This window comes from Bradyrhizobium sp. ORS 278 (assembly GCF_000026145.1).
GTDB lineage: Bacteria > Pseudomonadota > Alphaproteobacteria > Rhizobiales > Xanthobacteraceae > Bradyrhizobium.
The window spans coordinates 455126-471250 of the sequence record NC_009445.1 but is presented as its reverse complement, the minus strand read 5'-3'; the positions used below and the strand labels follow the sequence as shown (position 1 = coordinate 471250).

16 protein-coding genes and 1 pseudogene are annotated in these 16125 nt (G+C 66.2%); 4 read left to right on the top strand and 13 right to left on the bottom strand.

All coding sequences use genetic code 11. The features are described from left to right. Positions 1–215: 215 nt before the first annotated feature. From BRADO_RS35965 to BRADO_RS02160, 7 genes and pseudogenes are all read right to left on the bottom strand, one after another. A complete protein-coding gene (locus BRADO_RS35965; protein WP_371259349.1) occupies positions 216–956 on the bottom strand; it encodes a recombinase family protein in 741 nt (246 codons plus the stop codon). 46 nt (positions 957–1002) lie between these two features. Then, positions 1003–1404 (bottom strand): annotated as a pseudogene (locus BRADO_RS35960) (recombinase family protein); the annotation flags it as partial. An 18-nt stretch (positions 1405–1422) separates the two neighbouring features. Next, positions 1423–1770, bottom strand: a complete 348-nt coding sequence (locus BRADO_RS02175; RefSeq protein WP_157872499.1) for a hypothetical protein — start codon at positions 1768–1770, stop codon at positions 1423–1425. Positions 1771–2237: 467 nt separating this feature from the next. Next, a complete protein-coding gene (locus BRADO_RS02170; protein ID WP_011923675.1) occupies positions 2238–3569 on the bottom strand; it encodes a hypothetical protein in 1332 nt (443 codons plus the stop codon). 413 nt (positions 3570–3982) lie between these two features. Further along, a complete protein-coding gene (locus tag BRADO_RS33605; protein ID WP_085972762.1) occupies positions 3983–4210 on the bottom strand; it encodes a DUF2892 domain-containing protein in 228 nt (75 codons plus the stop codon). 137 nt (positions 4211–4347) lie between these two features. After that, on the bottom strand, positions 4348–5250 hold the full coding sequence (locus BRADO_RS02165; protein ID WP_041756004.1) for an HNH endonuclease: 903 nt from the start codon (positions 5248–5250) through the stop codon (positions 4348–4350). Between the two features lie 109 nt (positions 5251–5359). Beyond that, positions 5360–6154 (bottom strand): SDR family oxidoreductase, encoded by a 795-nt coding sequence (locus BRADO_RS02160; protein WP_011923673.1) that lies wholly within the window; start codon positions 6152–6154, stop codon positions 5360–5362. Positions 6155–6276: 122 nt separating this feature from the next. Here BRADO_RS02160 and BRADO_RS02155 point away from each other — a divergent pair, with 122 nt between their 5' ends. After that, complete coding sequence (locus BRADO_RS02155; protein WP_011923672.1) at positions 6277–7245, top strand: GlxA family transcriptional regulator; 969 nt, start codon at positions 6277–6279, stop codon at positions 7243–7245. Between the two features lie 78 nt (positions 7246–7323). After that, positions 7324–8142 (top strand): alpha/beta fold hydrolase, encoded by an 819-nt coding sequence (locus BRADO_RS02150; protein WP_011923671.1) that lies wholly within the window; start codon positions 7324–7326, stop codon positions 8140–8142. Positions 8143–8184: 42 nt separating this feature from the next. Here the strand turns inward: BRADO_RS02150 and BRADO_RS02145 are convergent, their stop codons facing one another. The 4 genes from BRADO_RS02145 to BRADO_RS02130 all read right to left on the bottom strand — a co-directional run bounded on the left by BRADO_RS02145 (position 8185) and on the right by BRADO_RS02130 (position 12394). After that, on the bottom strand, positions 8185–10422 hold the full coding sequence (locus BRADO_RS02145) for a molybdopterin cofactor-binding domain-containing protein (RefSeq protein WP_011923670.1): 2238 nt from the start codon (positions 10420–10422) through the stop codon (positions 8185–8187). Positions 10423–10434: 12 nt separating this feature from the next. Then, positions 10435–10884, bottom strand: a complete 450-nt coding sequence (locus BRADO_RS02140; RefSeq protein ID WP_041756003.1) for a (2Fe-2S)-binding protein — start codon at positions 10882–10884, stop codon at positions 10435–10437. Between the two features lie 96 nt (positions 10885–10980). Further along, the gene (locus BRADO_RS02135; protein WP_011923668.1) at positions 10981–11553 is read right to left on the bottom strand and encodes a GNAT family N-acetyltransferase; all 573 of its coding nucleotides are present in this window, start codon (positions 11551–11553) and stop codon (positions 10981–10983) included. A gap of 94 nt (positions 11554–11647) precedes the next feature. Further along, positions 11648–12394 carry a DUF2786 domain-containing protein gene (locus tag BRADO_RS02130; RefSeq protein ID WP_011923667.1) on the bottom strand — a complete coding sequence of 249 codons (747 nt, stop codon included), beginning with the start codon at positions 12392–12394 and terminating at the stop codon, positions 11648–11650. A 299-nt stretch (positions 12395–12693) separates the two neighbouring features. Here BRADO_RS02130 and BRADO_RS02125 point away from each other — a divergent pair, with 299 nt between their 5' ends. Together BRADO_RS02125 and BRADO_RS02120 are read left to right on the top strand one after the other, a co-directional pair. Then, on the top strand, positions 12694–13749 hold the full coding sequence (locus tag BRADO_RS02125) for a sugar phosphate isomerase/epimerase (protein ID WP_011923666.1): 1056 nt from the start codon (positions 12694–12696) through the stop codon (positions 13747–13749). A gap of 12 nt (positions 13750–13761) precedes the next feature. Continuing rightward, positions 13762–14937, top strand: coding sequence for a Gfo/Idh/MocA family protein (locus tag BRADO_RS02120; protein ID WP_011923665.1), 1176 nt, complete (start codon positions 13762–13764; stop codon positions 14935–14937). Positions 14938–15026: 89 nt separating this feature from the next. On the opposite strand, the gene BRADO_RS35570 is transcribed toward BRADO_RS02120, so the two are convergent. Further along, the gene (locus BRADO_RS35570; RefSeq protein WP_244422955.1) at positions 15027–15446 is read right to left on the bottom strand and encodes a hypothetical protein; all 420 of its coding nucleotides are present in this window, start codon (positions 15444–15446) and stop codon (positions 15027–15029) included. 6 nt (positions 15447–15452) lie between these two features. Then, positions 15453–15980 carry an FAD-dependent oxidoreductase gene (locus tag BRADO_RS35565; RefSeq protein WP_011923663.1) on the bottom strand — a complete coding sequence of 176 codons (528 nt, stop codon included), beginning with the start codon at positions 15978–15980 and terminating at the stop codon, positions 15453–15455. Positions 15981–16125: the final 145 nt, after the last annotated feature.

Sequence of the window (16125 nt, the reverse complement as noted above, 5' to 3'; positions counted from 1 at the left end):
CACCTTCAGTGTCTGCGGGGTGATCGCTGGCCCCGAACGATTCAGCGCTTCTTCAGCCCGCTCTGCGTCCTGGCGGGCCTGGTCCCGCGTGGCCTTCAACTCCGCAATCCGGTCCTTCAGCATCGGGTCTGTGAGCTCCGCAACGCCGCTCTCGACGGCGTCGTAAAGGCGCTTGAGCCGGGCCTCCGCCTCGGCCGAGCGTTTGCGCAGATCGGTCATGTGGCCGCGCCTGCGCTCGGCCCGCTCTTGGCGGCGATGAAGCACGGCCGAGAGGATTTTCTCCAGGCGCTGCGGCTGCAAAAGCCGCTTCTCGATGTGATCGGCCACCAGCGTATCCAGCTTCTCCATCGGAACGGTGTGGCCGGGCAGCCGGTCTCGCCCTGGCGGGCCTTGGTGCAGCAGGTGTAGTAGCGATAGCGTCCGCTCTTGCCCGTGCGCAGCGTCATCGCCCCGCCGCAGGCCGCGCAAAAGCAGATGCCGGTAAGCAGGGTCGGACCGCTGACGACGCGCGGCGCCGTCATCGCCGGGCTGCGGCTCTTGAGCAGCGCTTGCACGGCCTCGAACTCGCCCGGATCGATGATCGGCGGCACCGCCATCTCGACCACGTCGGTTTCAGGCTTGCGCTCACGGGTCTTCCAGAACTTGGTGTTGAAGCGGTGCCGGCCGATATAGGTCGTGCGCGTCAGCACCTTGTGGACCGCGTCCACGCCCCAGCGGCCACCATTGCGGGTGCGGATGCCAGCAGCGTTCAGATGCGTGGCGATCGACTTGACGCCGAGCGGTCCCGAACTGCCGTCGCCCTCGCGTGCCAACCGGAAGATGCGCCGCACGGTCTCGGCCTGGACGGGATCGATCTCCAGCGTCTTCTTGGTCCGGTGCCCACGCTGCTCGGGCGAGGTGACGATCCGGTAGCCGATCGGCGGCCGCGCGCCGTTCCAAGAATCCTTGCCGAGCATTTTCGTTCATGGCGCGGAGCGTGTGCTTGGCGTTCTCCTTGGACTGGTATTCGTCGAACAGCGCCATGATCTGCCGGATCATGTTGCTCATGGGATCGTCGCCCAGCTCCTGGGTGATCGAGACCAACCGGACGCCGGCCTTGGCGAGGCGACGAACGTAGAACTCGAGCTGGAACTGGTCGCGGAAGAAGCGGCTGAAGCTGTGGACCACGACCACATCGAAGGCTGCCGGCGTCGTCGTCGCCGCGTCGATCATACGCTGGAACTCGGGCCGCCGATCATCAGTAGCCGTTGCGCCCGGCTCGACGTAATCGGCCGCGATCTCCCAGCCGCGCGAGGCGCAATAGGCCCTGGCCTGCCGCCTTTGATCCGGGATCGAGAGATCGTTCTCGGCCGGCCGGCCGGTCGAGACTCGCAGGTACAGTGCGGTACGAATCGGCGGGGTCATCGCAATCTCCAAAATCGGTCAGAATGGTCCGAACAATTCGTCGAGCAGCTCACCGAACCAGGCCTCGAACACCTCGACCTCGGTCAGGGTCACCGGCACTTCGTCCGGCCAGTCGTCGCGGACCTTGCAACCGGTTTGCAGAGCCTTGGCGGATCGGACGCGACGCCGCTGCACAGGCTGAGCGTAGTCACGAAGATCTTCCGGCAACGAGCCGGTTGATGGCGTGTGCGACCCCTTGCATTTCTGGCGATGGCCCATGGCGCCAGTGTGGCACGGGAATATCGATCCATCGAACGGACCAAGCATGCGCGGTTGTGCGATCTTCTTCTCTTCCCGGCCCGTCGATTCAGGCGCAGCAAGCCGCATTCCAGGCGCTCAGGAGTGAGCATCCCGATTCCTCGCAAAGTCATGCTATCTTTCGATTGGTGCCGTTCGGCACACTGATAAGTTGGACCTTTCTTCTTCGAGTAGCACTACGGGTCTCGAGACGGTGCCAGATCGCTGTCAGCCCACACAAAGACTTACGACCGCCGATTCTACGCCGCGGAGAGGCGCTTTTATCTTGCCGGCGTAATCGGGCACGGTCTCCGCCCCCGCTAATCTCAATGACAAAGTGCGCCGCTCGCGGTCGGTAAGGTCGAGTATTGTCGATAGCGGACGAGAAGGCGGACTTGGCGATATCGACGCGAACGACCCGAAGCAGAAAGTACGCGCCTACCGCAACCCCGGCACGCGTCAGCCGAAGCGCGGGGCCGAGATAGCGGCCCCAGGTGGGAGCGCGCGCAAATCATGAATAGCGACGGCGCCCGTCCCGAAAATCCGTGTTGGTGAACTCAGTTCACTCTTCGCAGCCGCTGTTGCAGAAAACGGCGCAAGGCTTGCTCCGCCGCCTCCCACGACGTCGCTGGATCGACAGACCTAAGCCAGAACTCCAACTCGGGATAAGCGTCTGAGCGTAGGCCGACCTCACGCTTGAAGCCGGACTCGCGCCTCACTACTACCTCCTGCCCCGGCTGTGCCGCGCGCGCGGCCTGCTCCAGGTCACCGTGGCGCTCCGACCAGAAAAGGTCGCTGAGTCGTATCGCTTTGGCCCGAAGGATAGCAACACTAGGAACATGTTTGACCGTCGTCACACCGTAATCGGCCGGCAGGGTGATCCGGACGAAATCGTAACCGCCCGTGGCTTCGGTAGGCTCCATCATCGTCGTTCGATCGTTGAAGGGAACGTCGACCCGATAGCCCGCGACCTCGATCACTGGCGTCGGCAGCATTCCGATCGCGCGGAAGGCTGGACGCACATGGTCGATGTACAGACCGGAGAGGTTCGGCATAACCGGCCGAATGTATCCGGGCATCACCAGAACGAGGGAGAAATACTGAATCGGGTTCGGTGCGAGCAAGACCAGTGCCGAACAGCAAACAGCGGCTGCCAGCCAGGTCCTTAGCCTGTTGCCATGGGGCATCTGCTCCCGGCGTACGCCATGAACCAGACGCAGATGCAGGCATATCGAAGCCAGCGCCAGCACAAGGGCGGCCAACAGCGCCGCTGGGCGCGGCATGACGTAGCCGAGAACCCGTGGCGCCATGCCGACGGCCATGCCGCCTGGGAGCCACACCATCGCGGCCGCCATGTTTGGCCAAAGATCGCGGCGAGCATCCGGCGTCAGCAGAGGAAGGCGGGCCACGATCCGGCTCGCCAGCGTGACGAACAATGCCGCGAGAGCCGCCAATAGCGGCACCACCGCCAGCGCGCCAAATACTAAAGCCAGCATTTCGCTGCCGGCCGGCCCACGCGGCACGGCTGCGGCTGCGAACGCTCCGAGCAGGATTGCGGTGCCCAGCCATGTTAGCGGCTGAACGATCAAATCGGCGATAACGTATGCGGCGACGAGATGGGCGAACGGGATGAGCAGAAACAAGCCGTACCAAGGCGTGCGCGACCGGCTGGCGATGTCAACCACCAGGAAGGCGGCAAGGTAGGCGGACGCGAACCGCGCGATCGTGTACAGGAAGCAATCGGTCGTTTGCCCAACGCGTGCAAGATCAGTCGGCGAAGGCCACGATTGCCATGCGAGATCGACGGCGACGTACCCGACAGCGGCGAGCGGAAGGGCCGCCCACAGCGGGGTTGGGATGATAAATTCACGCTGGCCAACATAGATCATGGGTTGGCTAGTAGCAGCGCTTCGTTAAGCTTTTGTTCTATGCAAGGTAGCGGCGTTCATCAATTACACGTCCGAGCCGAAACGGTCGCTTGCGGAATCTCGTTGACTAGCCGGCCGACGACCGCGTCTGGCCAATCGCGCCGTTCCTGGGACGGGGCGAAATGCCGCAATCGACGGGTAACCGGGCCAACGACGAAATCGAGAGGGGCAGCTGCACATGAGGCGTGGCGCAAGATCGCAGTCCGTCGCAGGTGATCCGGTCGGATCGCGCGGCCGGCCGCAACGTCATAGCGTCACGGCGAACGAGTAGTACCCATCTTCATCGGCCGCGGTGCGCCAGTACTAACCAGTCAGATTGATTGGTTTTTTGGTCCGGCGCTCTTAGGCTCTGATCACCTGCGAACGCCAATCCATCACAGCCATGTCACAGCTGGACGGATAGACGCAGTAGTAATATTCGTGCCTACGGTCAGACGAGAGGCGCCACTTGGCAGGTCCAAGTGCGTCGCGCAAGCCGGACAATGGCCGACAGCGCCTGTCACGGCGAAGCCAAGCCCGGCGGCCGCCAACAGCCACGCACCAGGCCCGCTCAAGGCGTCAAGAGCGACGATCGCCGTGCTGACCCCAAGTACGGTTCGCATCACATGATGCGACCTTTAAAGATTGTGGCGCAGCCATGCCATGTTATCCCGGCCAATGCCGATCCGGGATGTGTCGTCCCGGATGTCAGGAGGCAGCGACGGCAGCAAAAGGATTCGCTGAAGGAGACTTTTTCGACTTAGTGTTTGAAACAATGCTCGCGATGCCATTGCAGAAAATGCGGGTGAGGCCGGTCACCAGCGCGCTCGGGAGAAAAAGCGAATCCCGAGGGATTGATGAACCCGCGGATTCGATCGGCGTCGTTGATCTGCCGAGACAGCAGAATGGCGAGATCATCGCTCAGACTGATCAGTCCACGGTCGAACATCCAATGAACCGTACCCGAAAGCGCAAGGCCGTTGGTCACGAGGTCCGGTCCATTCGCCTCGACAGGCCGAATATGGGCCGCATTCACCTCAGCGCGCCCGCCGCCATTGATGAGCTTGAGCCCGGTGATCGCGCAGCGCTCGCCATAAGCGCGGAGCACGATCGTCCGAAACAGGCGATCGCGCAAGACGCGCGACGTGAGGCGCTGAATGCGTTCGCGCAATTGCTCGACAACAACCGGCGACTGCTCTTCCGCAAAACCATCCGGCGGGTGGACCACGTCTGGAACGCGCGGCAGGATCGGGTCGTGATCGTCCAAGCCGCGCTCGATGATGCGCTGGAAATCCTGCGGCGAAATCGGTCGAACGGCCGCCTGAGCCCGTCCCGATAACCTGCCGGCCTCATTGCGCAGGCCGCGCTCGATCGGACCGTCCAGTTCGCTGAATGGAACGGCGTTGACGAATTCGAGATATGAACCGGGCTGAATAAGCGCGAGATACATGCCCGACGCCTTCGGATCTGGGATGATCCGCTCGACCCGCGCGATCGCGAAATAACCGCGCGTGGCCGCCACCTTCGTCGGCTCGAGGTAGACGATCCAGTCACCGACGCTGCCCTCGGCCCGGCCGAGATATTGCTTGGGAAATTGGTACTGCTCCGCCGGACTGTCGTCGTAGATCGAGTCGGTCCGATGCATGAAGACGCAGTAGCTCATCGGCAAAGTCTAGCCGATTGGCCTCCGCGAGCAACAGAACGACACCGGGTCGGCGGACGCTCGCCGGTGCCGGCGGCTTGCAACCGCGATCGGCACCAGCCCGAACGCTTCACGCCCGATAGCGCTCGGCGACCGCGGCGCTCGACAGATGCGGCAGCATGGTCTGGCGGGCGGCTTCCCACGCGTCGAACTCGGCGCCGTCGGCGAGCGAGGGCACGGTGGCGAACTCGCCGCGGTCGAGGCCGCGCAAGGCGGCGTCGACCAGATCGGCGGCCGACATCACCCACTCCTTCGGCAGGTTGCTGGCGGGCAGGCCGGCGATGTCCCAGAATTCAGTGCCGGTCGCGCCGGGCAGCACGACCTGGACATGCACGCCGGTGCCGGCGAGTTCCTTGCGCAGCGACTGGCTGAACGCGAGCACGAAGGATTTCGTGCCGCCGTAGACGCCGTTGAGGACCTCGGGTCCGATCGCGACGATCGAGGCGATGTTGATGATGGTGCCCTGCTGGCGCGCGACGAATTGCGGGACCGCCGCGTAGGTCAGCCGCAGCGGCGCGGTGACGTTGATCGCCACCATTCTCTCCATCTCGTCGACATCGGCCTTGGCGAGCGGCGCGGCGCTACCGAAGCCCGCATTGTTGACGAGGTGAGTGATCGAGGCGTCGCTCTTCAGCACGGCCTCGACCCGGGCGAGATCGTCCCGCGCGGTGAGGTCGGCGACCAGCGTCTTGACCTTCACGCCATGACGGGCCGTCAGCTTGTCGGCGATCGCGTTCAGACGGTCCTGATTGCGGGCGACCAGGATGAGGTCATGGCCGCGTGCAGCGAAGCGCTCGGCATAAACTGCGCCGATGCCGGACGACGCACCGGTGATGAGGACGGCGCCCTTGGTTTGGCTGGTCATGGCTGAATTCCCTTCTCGTGCCGCTGCGGGCGCTCGGTCTGTTGCGTTACGAGAAAGTAGAGCTGGATTTCCGCGTCTCAAATGCCATATAAACGTCAAATCGGGACAAGGATGGTATCGCCATGCGCCAAATCGGGTTCATCATGGAGGACGGCTTCCAGATCATGGGCGTGGCTGCCGCGACGGCGTTCGAGTTCGCCAACATCCAGTTGGGCGAGAAGGCCTATCGCGTCAGGATCATGTCGGAGAAAGGCGGCCCTATCCGCTCGACCCTCGGCATGCATGTCGAAACCGAGCCGCTCGGCGACTTTCCCGACACGCTGATGGTCGTCGGCGAACTGCTGCCGAAGCCGTCCACCGCCGGCCTGCGGGCCTACATCGCGGAAGCCGGGCAGAAGTCGCGCCGCGTCGCCGGCGTCTGCACCGGCGCGTTCCTGCTCGCCGAGGCCGGCCTGCTCGACGGCCGCAGCGCCACGACGCATTGGGCGCATGCCGCCGAATTGCAGCAGCGGTTTCCGTCCGTCAAAGTCGACGACGACCGCATCTTCATCGCCGACGGCAACATCTGGACATCGGCCGGCATGACGGCCGGAATCGATCTCGTGCTGGCGCTGATCGAGGACGACCACGGCGCGGAGATGTCGCGCGCGGTGGCGCGGCGGCTCGTGGTGTATCATCGCAGGCCGGGAGGCCAGTCGCAGTTCTCGGCGCTGCTGGAGCTTGAGCCGCGCTCCGACCGGGTGCGGCGGGCGCTCACCTACGCCAAGGAGAATCTGCGCAATCCGCTCAGCGTCGAGGAACTGGCGGAGGCGGCGAGTCTCAGCCCGCGTCAATTCAGCCGGATCTTCCGCGAGGAGACCGGGCAATCGCCGGCCAAGGCGGTTGAGCGGCTGCGGCTGGAGGCCGCCAAGGTGATGCTTGAGGACGGCCGGCATTCCCTCGACATCGTCGCCCGCGACACCGGCTTCGCCGACCGCGACCGCATGCGCCGCGCCTTCCTGCGCTTCTTCGGCCAGCCGCCGCAAAGCCTGCGCCGCAGCCTGCGGCTGATGGAAGGCGAGCCTGGCGAAGCGGCATACGAGACGACCTGATTCGCCGCCTCTGTGTCATTTGAGACATTTCTATCACCTCTTACGCTCTCCCCATCGGATAGTCCGAGGAGAGAGATGATGAGCAACGATGTCACCATTCACCGGCTGCAGACATCCTACGGCGAACTGGCCTGGCGCGAGGACGGAGCCGCCGGTGGCGTGCCGCTGCTGCTGCTGCAGCGCTTTCGCGGCACGATGGATGACTGGGACCCGGCCTTCATCCAGGCGATCTCCGCCGATCGCCGCGTCATCCGCTTCGACAGCGCCGGCATCGGCCGCTCGGAAGGCGCCGTGCCCGATAGCATCGGCGGCATCGCCGCCGTCGCAGCCGAAGTCATCAGCTCGCTCGGCCTCGGTCAGGCCGATGTGCTCGGCTGGTCGCTCGGTGGCGTCGTCGGCCAGCAACTCGCGCTCGATGCGCCACATCTGGTGCGCCGGCTGATCGTGGCCGGCTCGAGCCCGGGACCGGTGGCGGACGGGCCGCAGGCGCATCCGCGCGTCGCGCAGGTGATGACCAAGCCGGACAATGGTGCGGAGGATTTCCTCTTCCTGTTCTATCCGGAGACCGAGACCGCGGTGGCCGCCGGCCGTGCCTCGCTGGCGCGCATCGCCGCGCAGCCGCAGCTCGGGCCGAAGGTGACCGCGGCATCGTTCATGGGACAGGTCAAGGCGATCTCGAGCTGGCCCGGCGTGCTGCACCGGGCCAACGAGCTGCGGCTGCCGATGCTGGTGGCCAATGGCGCGCATGACGTGATGCTGCCGGCGTACCGCTCCTACGTGTTGTCGCAGCAGGCGCCCAACGCCAAGCTCGTGCTCTATCCGGATGCCGGCCACGCTTTCCTGTTCCAGGAGATCGACGACTTCGCCGCCGAGGTCGACAGGTTTCTCAGCAAGTAATCGAGCGGCATCCCGGCAGGCTTGTGCCGGGATGCTCTCGTCTCAGACGCCGAGCTTCGCCTTCGCCAGCGGCAGGCTGCGCACATGCCGCCCGGTCAGCGCGGCGACCGCGTTGACGACGGCCGGAGCGATACCGGGCAGGCCGGGCTCGCCGACGCCGCCCATCGGCGCGCCGCTCTCGACGATCTCGACATCGACCTTCGGCATCGAAGCGCGCGACAGGATCGGATAGTCGTCGAAATTGTGGGACTGCCGCTGGCCGTCCTTGTAGACGAGCTCCTCGAACAGTGCCGCAGACAGACCGAGCGCGGCCGCCGATTCCACCTGCGACTTGACGATCGCCGGATTGACGATGCTGCCGGGATCGAACGCGATCCATAACTGGTGGACGCGCACCTCGCTTTTCTCCAGCGAGACCTCGGCGATCGTCGCGGTCTCCGAACCGAACGGCGAGGCCAGCGCGACACCGCGGGCGCGCTTGCCGCCGTCGGCGTCATAAGGCCCGCGCCTCCAGCCGCCGGACATCTTGGCCACCGTCTCCAGCAGCTTGAAATGGCGCGGTCTGTCCTGCAAAAGCGCGAGGCGCAGCTGATAGGGATCCTGCTTGCCGGCATCGGCGAGCTCGTCGAGGAAGCCCTCGTAGAAATAGTCGTTCATGGAGTGGCCGACCGAGCGCCAGAACGCGATGGTCACGGGATGCGCGAACCGCGCATACTCCATGCTGCGGTTGGCGATCGCATAGGGCTTCTCGACGATGCCCTCGACCGCGGAGCTGTCGACCTTGCCGCCGGCGGTGACGCCGAACCAGCGGCCCATCGGCCCCTCGCCGACGGTGCGCACCTGGATCGCGGCGGGCTTGCCGTCCTTGTCGAGCGCCGCCTTGAAGCGGCTGAAGCTCAGGGGGCGCAGCGCGTCCATCTTGAACTCCTCCTCGCGCGACCACAGCACCTTGACCGGCCGCTGCGTCGCCTTCGCGAGCAGGATCGCCTGCTGGAACGGATTGGACGAGCCATAGGCGAAGTGGCGGCCGAAGAAGCCGCCGAGCATCGGCGAATGCAGGATCACCCTGTCGGGCGTGACGCCGCCAACCTTGGCCGCGATGCCCTGGAACAGCTCCGGCATCTGGTTGGGCACCCACAGCTCGAGCGTGCCGTCGGCATTGAAGCGCGCCATCGAGGACGGCGGCTCGAGCTGGCCATGCGCCAGGTAGGGCGCGTCATACTCGGCCTCGACGATCGTCGCGGCGCTGGCAAAGGCCGCGGCGACGTCGCCCGCCTTCTCGGCGGACACGCCATTGGCGTCGGAGGCCTTCAGTGCGGCGAGCAGGTTGGCCGAGGAATAGTCGGCCGCCACTGCATCGAAGCCGCTTGCCGGCGCCTTCGACCACGCCACGTCCAGCGTCTCCACCGCCTTGCGCGCGCGATACCAGCTGTCGGCGGTCACGGCGACGGCGCCCGGCAGCTTGTGGACCGCATGCACGCCGGGCATCGCCTTGACGGTCGCCTCGTTGACCATGCGCTCCGGCTCGGTGCCGAGCACCGGCGCATGCTGGATCGCGGCATACAGCATGCCCTCGATCTTCTGGTCGATCGCATAGACCGCCTTGCCGGTCGATTTGGCGCGGACATCGAGCCGCGGCATCGGCTGGCGGATGTAGCGGAAGGTCGCGGGATCGCGCAGCGCGACGGTGTCCGCCGGCGTCAGCGCGAGCGCCTGCTCGGCGAGCTCGCCATAGGGCACGCGCCGGTTCGACGCGGCGTGCACGACTTGCCCGTCCTCGGTCGTCAAGGTCTCCGGCGTTACGTCGAGCTTGGCCGCGGCAACGCGGATCAGCATCTCGCGCGCGCTGGCGCCGAGCCGGCGCATCACCTCATAGCTCGACCGCGTCGAGAAGCTGCCGCCGGTCAGGCGCAGGCCGTTGATGATGGCGTAGTCGGCGCCGGGCGGCGCGCATTCGACCTCGAAGCGGTTCAGATGAACATCGAGCTCCTCGCCGACGATCTGCGCCAGGCCGGTGTTGATGCCCTGCCCGCCTTCGACGAACGGGCTGAGCAGCTTGACCGAGTTGTCCTTGCCGATCACCAGGAACGCCGGCACGCGGGTGCCGGGCTTGACCGCTGCAGCCGTGGCGGCGCGCGCGCCGGCGGCTGGCAGCAGCGCGCCGAGGACGAGCGCGCCGGCGCCGAGCCCGAGCAGGCGGCGGCGCGACAGATTGGTGATGCCCTGCGGCCGCAGCAGCGGCAGCGCATTTGCGAGGTCGGTCTTGAGAAGCGCGTTCATGAGCCGGTCTCCTCAGGCCTGCGCCGCGCGGCGGATCGCCGCGGCGATGCGGTTGTAGGTGCCGCAACGGCAGAGATTGGTCATCGCGTCGGCGATGTCGGAGTCAGAGGGCTTCGGATTTTGCGTCAGCAGCGCGGTCGCGGCCATCACCTGGCCGGACTGGCAATAGCCGCATTGCGGCACCTGGTCGGCGACCCAGGCCTCGACGACCTTGCGGCCGGTTGCATCCTGCTCGATCGCCTCGATGGTGCGAATCTCGGCGGAGCCGATGCTCTCGATCGGAACCTGGCACGAACGCGTCGCCTGACCGTCGATCATGACCGTGCAGGCGCCGCATTGCGCGATGCCGCAGCCATATTTGGTCCCCGTCAGCCCCAGCGTGTCCCGGAGCACCCAGAGCAGCGGCGTATCCGCCTCCACCGCAACCTCATGGTCGCGGCCGTTCACGCGAATTGTCGTCATGGCACAGCACCTCGATTGGAAGCGCACAGGCTACATGCAATTGCGTCGCAACCGGATGACGAAAGTCCGGCAGTTTCGGACATGGTTGCGGCTCGGTTAGTGACCGTCATCAGGACCCGGCGGCATCGGATCCGACGCAAGCCGCGCGAACAGACGCACATCGTGAAGCACGCCTCTGAACGATCCCTTCTGACGCTGAACCCCTTCGAGCACAAAACCGGCCTTCTGGAGCACACGATCGGAGGCGCCGTTTCCTGGGACAGTCCACGCCTCGATACGGTTCAGGTCGAATATTGCGTGCCCGGTGCTGACGACGACCCGCAACGCTTCGGTCATAACGCCACGCCCCCAATAGCGCGGGTGGATCTCGTACCCGACGCCACCGACGCGCGCATGCTTGAAGAAATAGTTGAACCGAACGGCGCCCACGAAATCGTTCGTCACAGCATCTTCGATGATCCAGGAACATCCGGTACCGGCGTCGAACATCTCAGCCATTTTTTTCAGCATGTCGCTGGTCTGCTCTTCGTTTGGCGCAAAGGCAATGTTCGCGTAGCGCGTCACGTCTGGGATCGACAGCAGGTCCTGATAGCGCTCCCGGTCATCCAGCGCGATGGCGCGCAATCGCAATCTTTGCGTCGCAAGGACGGGGAACGGAGTCTGTGTCACGGTCGTCTCCTTGGAGAGATGGGAATGCAGATCATCGAACCCGCAAGGGCGGATATCCCATGCCTGCACACCAGCCCCATGAGCAGCCACGCGCTCAGCCGCCTCTTCCGCCGCCGCGGGACGAAGTGCCAACGCCCGGACTGATCGCCACCGTGGCTCCCGCCGCGCCGCCGGCCTCATACGCCGTCATCGACACCGTCCGGCTGGTGCTGCGGGCGGAGCGCAGGTTCAGAGCGAGCTTGCCGAACTCGGCATCGACCACCGAGGTCTTGAGCACGACCAGGCCGCGGCCGGTCGAGGCGTTGGCCTGGTCGCGATCCTTCTTCATCGCCACCAGCCGCTCGGCGACCGAGGCGACCATGCCGAGCGCGAAGGAGGCATTGGCGAGGTGACGGTCCTGGTGACGGAAGCGGGCGTAGTCGATCGAGGTCTTGTAGCGGCCGAGCTCGGCGCGCACGGAATTGTCGATCAGCTCGGTCAGATAATGCGCGACCTCGACATCGGCCGGCAGCCCGAAGAACACGTAGATGTTGTCACCGGCGGCGTTCTTCTCGCGCCACACCCGGCAATCGCAGAACAGCGCGATGGCGCCGATACAATCGTCGATCGGAATGCGCTTCTTGCGATGGGTCTCGTAAACCTTGCGCTCGCAGGACGAGGCCTTCAGCTCGAGGTCGGACAATGACAGATCGTGGCGGTCGAGCAGCTCGGCCACCTTGGCCGCCGCCGCCAGCGCCTCCTCCTCGGTGCAGCCATTGGCGATGGTTTTGGCGCGAAGGGCCTGGATGCGCCCCTTCAGCTTATCGAGCGCGGCAGGATCGGAAGTGGAGGTCTGGTTCACTGGTCAGCGTCCGTTACAGCAGGTCTCGAAGCGGCCTCTCGCGCCTTGCCCGGCCCCGGAGCGAGCTCACGAGCCTTGCGACCGCGATCGACTTGGCTCCTTATATCCTGGCTGATCAGATCCCGGGTCCCCGGATCGCCGCAATCAACGGCCTTTTCCCCGTCGTCCTCGGCGACCAGTGCTGCAAATTGAGACTGGCCGTGAAATGCGCGGCGGTTCCGGCATGGCGGACGCGCCGGAGCGGTGGCACCATCGCGCCCCGCCAGCACGCGCCAATCCACGCGAGAGGAGAGCATGCGATGAAGCCGATCAAGGGACCCGCGATCTTTCTCGCCCAATTCGCCGGGGATGCGGCGCCGTTCAATTCCTGGGATTCGATCTGCGGCTGGGCGGCCTCGCTCGGCTATGAAGGGGTGCAAATCCCCAGTTGGGACGGCAGACTGTTCGATCTGCACAAGGCGTCGGAGTCGCAGGATTATGCCGACGAGGTGAAAGGCATCGCGGCGCGTCACGGATTGGCGATCACCGAGCTCTCGACACATCTGCAAGGCCAGCTCGTCGCCGTTCACCCGGCCTATGATGCGGCCTTCGACGGGTTCGCGGTGCCCGAGGTGCGCGGCAATCCGGCGGCGCGCACGGATTGGGCGGTCGACCAGGTCAAGCGGGCGATCCGGGCATCCCGGCGGCTCGGCCTCACCGCGCATGCGACGTTCTCCGGCGCTTTGGCGTGGCCCTATATCTATCCGTGGCCGCAACGTCCGGCCGGTCTCGTCGAGGCGGCGTTCGACGAGCTGGCGCGGCGCTGGCGGCCGATCCTCGATCATGCCGAGGAGCATGGCGTCGATCTCGCCTACGAGATCCACCCCGGCGAGGACCTGCATGACGGCGTGTCCTACGAGATGTTCCTGTCGCGGGTCGGCAACCACGCGCGCGCCAACCTGCTGTACGATCCCTCGCATTTCGTGCTGCAGCAGCTCGATTACCTCGCCTACATCGACATCTATCACCAGCGCATCAAGGCGTTTCACGTCAAGGACGCCGAGTTCAATCCGACCGGGCGCCAGGGTGTCTATGGCGGCTTCCAGAACTGGGCTGACCGGGCCGGCCGCTTCCGCTCGCTCGGCGACGGCCAGGTCGATTTCGGCGCGATCTTCTCCAAGCTGACGCAATACGGCTATGGCAGCTGGGCCGTGCTGGAATGGGAGTGCGCCATCAAGCATCCCGAGCAGGGCGCGCGCGAGGGCGCCGGTTTCATCAGGAGCCACATCATCGAAGTGACCGAGAAGGCATTCGATGATTTCGCCGGCTCGGGCGCCGACGACGTGGCCAACCGCAAGATGCTCGGCCTGTCCTGAGCGGAGGAGCAGATGGCCATCACAGCAAGCCAAGAGGCCGGCCGACATGATCGCATACGCCTCGGCATGGTCGGCGGCGGACAGGGCGCGTTCATCGGCGCCGTGCACCGCATCGCCGCACGGATCGACGACCAGTTCGAGCTGATCGCAGGCGCGCTCGCGTCCGATCCGGCCCGCGCCAAGGCCTCGGCGAAGGAGATCGGCATCGCCGACGATCGCGCCTATGGCTCGTTCGAAGAGATGGCCCGGGCCGAAGCCGCGCGCGCCGACGGGATCGAGGCGGTCGCGATCGTCACGCCGAACCACATGCATGCTCCCGTTGCGAAAGCTTTCCTGCGCGCCGGCATCCACGTCATCTGCGACAAGCCGCTGACGACGACTGTCGCGGAAGCCGAGGAGCTGGTGGCGCTGGTCCGATCGACGGGCAAGGTGTTCGTCGTGACGCACAACTACACCGGCTATCCGATGGTGCGGCAGGCGCGCGCGATGGTCGCGAGCGGCGAACTCGGCGACATCCGCCTGGTGCAGGCGGAGTACCTGCAGGACTGGCTGACCGAGCGGCTGGAGCAGAGCGATCACAAGCAGGCGGCGTGGCGCACCGACCCAGCGCGCTCCGGACCCGGCGGATGCATCGGCGACATCGGCACCCATGCCTACAATCTCGCCTGCTTCGTCAGCGGCCTCGCGCTCGATGAGCTGCTCGCGCAGCTGACGACCTTCGTGCCGGGGCGGCGCCTCGACGACGACGTCCAGATCCTGCTGCGCTGGAAGGGAGGCGCCAAGGGCATGCTGTGGGCGAGCCAGGTCGCCGTCGGTCACGAGAACGGCCTGAGTTTGCGCATCTCCGGCAGCAAGGGCGGGCTCGAATGGGCCCAGGAGAATCCGAACCAGCTCTGGTTCACGCCCTATGGTCGGCCCAAGCAGCTGCTCACCCGCGGTGGCGCCGGCGCGATCGGCGCGGCCGCGCGCGTCACCCGCATCCCCTCCGGCCACCCCGAGGGTTATCTGGAAGGCTTTGCGACCATCTATGCCGAGGCCGCGCACGCCATCCGCGCCGCGAGAACCGGAGACAGGCCCCATCACGAGGTGCTGTTCCCGACGGTCGAGGACGGCCTGGCCGGCGTGAAGTTCATCGATGCGGCGGTGAGGTCGTCGGCAGCGAAGGGCGCGTGGATCCGGATCGGCTGACGCCTTCCCGGACCACCCTGGTGATATCGATCTTCTTCGCCGCGCGGCGTGGAGGCGCGCCGCGCGTTGCGCGATGTGCAAGGCCGCTTTCATGCCGTGGCCAGCAGCGCATCGGCGATGGCGCATCCGCTGGCATGGGCGGCCTCGACCCGCGCAGCGAGGCACCAGTCGCCGCCGAGATAGAGCGTGCCGGACTCATCGCGCAGGAACGGCGTGCCAAGCGGCGTGGTGACCCGCGCAAAGCGCCAGCGATGCGCGGCGGCGAAGCGCACCGCGGAGACGTCACTGCCGATCGCCGACAGCAGGGATGGCAGCATCAGCGCCCGGACCGCCTCGGGCGCGCGCTCCAGATGCGTGATGCTGAAGGCTTCGCTCGCCTGCGCCACCCAGGTCGAGATCCCGTCCTGCGCGGAGCGGCCGGGCTTGGCGCCATCATGCGCGATCCAGGCGAGGTCTGCGGCGTCATCGCGCCGGACCACGAAGGGCGCAGGCGCGCTCACCGCCGCCATCAAGGTCTAGCACGGCGCGATCCGCACCGGCGCCAGCCGCGCCGCCAGGGGATCGTCGCCGAGCAGCGAAGCCGCCTGCGGCGCCGGCAGCGTCAGCACCACGCGGACCGCGCGATGCGCGGTCTCGCCGACCTCCAGCCGCCAGCCATCGGGTGTGCGCGTCAACGCCGTCACCGGTGTGCCGCAGTGGATCGTCAAGCCGGCGGCGAAGGCCCGCGCCAGCGCCGACATGCCGGGCGTGCCGACCCATGCGCCGGCGGCGCCAGCCTCCCAGGGAGCTGCTGAGCCGCCAGCAGCGAGATTGGCGAGATCGGCCGCGAAGCCGTCGTCACGGGCCGTGACATATTGCGCGCCGTGGTCGAACTGAAAGTCCTCCGCGCGCCGCGTTGCCAGTCGTCCGCCTGGCGCGCGGCCCTTGTCGAACAGCACCACCGCCTGCCCCGCGGCCGCCAGCCGCCGCGCGCAGGCGAGCCCGGCCATGCCGGCGCCGATGATGGCGATGGGGTGCAGCGGTGTATCGGCAGACAAGCTCATATCAGGTCTACAGCGAGGCCGGCCCGATGCCGCCCCTCTTTGTCAATCCGCGCGTGCCGCCGCGCGGCGGTTGTCTGCGCGAGCGCGCCGGGATCGCTCGCCGGCCCCGCCTCGACTTGACGACTCCGCCGCACAGCCATCACGG

Excerpts from the sequence above, each read along its gene's own strand:
- BRADO_RS35570 (WP_244422955.1), bottom strand. The coding sequence starts at position 15,446 with ATGGCGGCGGTGAGCGCGCCTGCGCCCTTCGTGGTCCGGCGCGATGAC.
- BRADO_RS35965 (WP_371259349.1), bottom strand. The coding sequence starts at position 956 with ATGCTCGGCAAGGATTCTTGGAACGGCGCGCGGCCGCCGATCGGCTAC.
- BRADO_RS02175 (WP_157872499.1), bottom strand. The coding sequence starts at position 1,770 with ATGCGGCTTGCTGCGCCTGAATCGACGGGCCGGGAAGAGAAGAAGATC.
- BRADO_RS02165 (WP_041756004.1), bottom strand. The coding sequence starts at position 5,250 with ATGAGCTACTGCGTCTTCATGCATCGGACCGACTCGATCTACGACGAC.
- BRADO_RS02155 (WP_011923672.1), top strand. The coding sequence starts at position 6,277 with ATGCGCCAAATCGGGTTCATCATGGAGGACGGCTTCCAGATCATGGGC.
- BRADO_RS02160 (WP_011923673.1), bottom strand. The coding sequence starts at position 6,154 with ATGACCAGCCAAACCAAGGGCGCCGTCCTCATCACCGGTGCGTCGTCC.
- BRADO_RS02150 (WP_011923671.1), top strand. The coding sequence starts at position 7,324 with ATGAGCAACGATGTCACCATTCACCGGCTGCAGACATCCTACGGCGAA.
- BRADO_RS02120 (WP_011923665.1), top strand. The coding sequence starts at position 13,762 with ATGGCCATCACAGCAAGCCAAGAGGCCGGCCGACATGATCGCATACGC.
- BRADO_RS02125 (WP_011923666.1), top strand. The coding sequence starts at position 12,694 with ATGAAGCCGATCAAGGGACCCGCGATCTTTCTCGCCCAATTCGCCGGG.
- BRADO_RS02145 (WP_011923670.1), bottom strand. The coding sequence starts at position 10,422 with ATGAACGCGCTTCTCAAGACCGACCTCGCAAATGCGCTGCCGCTGCTG.
- BRADO_RS35565 (WP_011923663.1), bottom strand. The coding sequence starts at position 15,980 with ATGAGCTTGTCTGCCGATACACCGCTGCACCCCATCGCCATCATCGGC.
- BRADO_RS33605 (WP_085972762.1), bottom strand. The coding sequence starts at position 4,210 with ATGCGAACCGTACTTGGGGTCAGCACGGCGATCGTCGCTCTTGACGCC.
- BRADO_RS02170 (WP_011923675.1), bottom strand. The coding sequence starts at position 3,569 with ATGATCTATGTTGGCCAGCGTGAATTTATCATCCCAACCCCGCTGTGG.
- BRADO_RS02140 (WP_041756003.1), bottom strand. The coding sequence starts at position 10,884 with ATGACGACAATTCGCGTGAACGGCCGCGACCATGAGGTTGCGGTGGAG.